The organism is Trebonia sp. (assembly GCF_049794275.1).
In the GTDB taxonomy this organism is placed as follows: domain Bacteria; phylum Actinomycetota; class Actinomycetes; order Streptosporangiales; family Streptosporangiaceae; genus Trebonia.
In genome coordinates, this window is sequence record NZ_JBARCR010000146.1 from 1 (window position 1) to 1,624 (window position 1,624).

4 protein-coding genes are annotated in these 1,624 nt (G+C 70.2%); 3 read left to right on the plus strand and 1 reads right to left on the minus strand.

Annotated elements, in window-relative coordinates; translation table 11 throughout:
• The 3 genes from WA805_RS04255 to WA805_RS04265 form a co-directional block, all read left to right on the plus strand.
• On the plus strand, positions 1-289 hold a 289-nt coding region (locus WA805_RS04255; RefSeq protein ID WP_425241687.1), incomplete at its 5' end, for a roadblock/LC7 domain-containing protein.
• A gap of 12 nt (positions 290-301) precedes the next feature.
• Entirely contained in the window at positions 302-679 is a 378-nt protein-coding gene (locus WA805_RS04260; RefSeq protein ID WP_425241688.1) for a DUF742 domain-containing protein, read from the plus strand.
• Positions 660-1,268, plus strand: a complete 609-nt coding sequence (locus tag WA805_RS04265) for a GTP-binding protein (RefSeq protein ID WP_422285961.1) — start codon at positions 660-662, stop codon at positions 1,266-1,268. The genes WA805_RS04260 and WA805_RS04265 overlap by 20 nt, the downstream gene beginning before the upstream one ends.
• Before the next feature lie 22 nt (positions 1,269-1,290).
• On the opposite strand, the gene WA805_RS04270 is transcribed toward WA805_RS04265, so the two are convergent.
• A partial coding sequence (locus WA805_RS04270; RefSeq protein ID WP_425241689.1) for an ATP-binding protein occupies positions 1,291-1,624 on the minus strand: 334 nt, incomplete at its 5' end.

A 1,624-nucleotide genomic window follows, 5' to 3' on the forward strand; every position in this document is an offset into this window, starting at 1 on the left:
GGACCAGGCGGACGCCGAGCATCTGGCCGCCCTCGCCGCCGGGTTCCAGTCACTGGCACGGGGCGCGGGCAGGCACTTCGGCGGCGGCGAGGTGCGGCAGACGATCATCGAGATGTCTTCGGGATTCCTGTTCGTGACGGCCGCCGGGCAGGGCACCTGCCTGGCCGTCCTGACCGGGGCCGAGGCCGACGTGGGACTGGTGGCTTACGAGATGGCCGTCCTCGTCCAGCGCACCGGCGACCACCTGCAGGTCAACATGCGGACCCAGTCCGCGTTATCTGGCAGCTAGAAAGAAAGGCCCATGCCGTCTAATGACGAGCGGTGGCTCGACGCCGAGGCCGGTCCCGTCGTCCGCCCGTACGCACTGACCCGGGGCAGGACGAGGCATGCCGGGGAGGCCTTCGACCTGGTCGCCACCGTGACCACCACGGGCGGCCGCGTGGCGGACCCGGGGGCGCTGGCGCCAGAACACATATCGGTCCTGCAGCTCGCGCGGGCGCCCACCACGGTGGTGGACATCGCGTCGGACGTCGACCTGCCGCTCGGCGTGGTCCGCATACTCCTGGCGGACCTGCGAGAACTCGGCCTTGTCGCGATCCGGGCACCGGTCCCTGCCGAGCCGCGGCAGATTAACAGGAACACGCTGAGGGAGGTCCTCCATGGCCTACGGGCACTATGACGCCGCGGGCATGGCCGCGCGCCGTCATCGCGCGATAAAGATCTTGCTCGCGGGCGGGTTCGGCGTAGGCAAGACGACCCTCGTCGGCGTTGTCAGCGAGATCAAGCCGCTGCGCACGGAAGAGCCGCTGACGGATCGCGGCGCGCGGACGGACAGCATCACAGGCGTGGAGCGCAAGACCACGACTACCGTGGCGATGGACTTCGGCCGGATCACCCTGCGCGAGGACCTGGTGCTCTACCTGTTCGGGACGCCGGGGCAGGAGCGGTTCTGGTTCATGTGGGACGAGCTCGCGCTCGGCGCGCTCGGCGCGATCGTGCTCGCCGACACGCGCAGGCTCGCCGACTGCTTTCCCGCGATCGACTACTTCGAGCGCCGCGACATCCCCTTCATCATCGCCCTCAACTGCTTCGAGGGCGCGCGCAGGTATGCCGCCGATGACGTCCGCATTGCCCTCGACCTCGACCCGGACCTGCCGATCGTCATGTGCGACGCCCGGTCCAAAGAGTCGGCCAAGGAGGTCCTCATCACCCTGGTCGAGCACGTGCTGTCGGTGGCGGACGAGCCGGTGTCCAGCTCAGGTATCTAGCGAAACGAACGTGGGCTACCGGTCAGCAGCAGCGCAGGACGGCCCAGACGGCCTTGCCGCGGCCCTCCATGGGGGACCAGCCCCAGACGTAGCTGAGCGCGCCGACGATCTGCAGTCCGCGGCCGCTCTCCCCCGTCCAGCCGGGCGCGCGCGGCGCGGGCGCCTCGTTGCTCGGATCGGTGACCGCCAGCATGACCTCGCCGACGCGGCGGAGCAGGCACAGCCGAAGCGCCGACGCCCCGGCCACCCCAGGTGCCCCGGGGGCGACGGCCTGTGGCGCGGTCCGCAGCCCGTGCCTGACGGCGTTCACGACGAGTTCGGCGATGATGAGTTCGGCATCGTCCGACAGGTACCCC

Coding starts and splice junctions, on each gene's coding strand:
- WA805_RS04260 (WP_425241688.1), top strand. CDS start 302: ATGCCGTCTAATGACGAGCGGTGGCTCGACGCCGAGGCCGGTCCCGTC.
- WA805_RS04265 (WP_422285961.1), top strand. CDS start 660: ATGGCCTACGGGCACTATGACGCCGCGGGCATGGCCGCGCGCCGTCAT.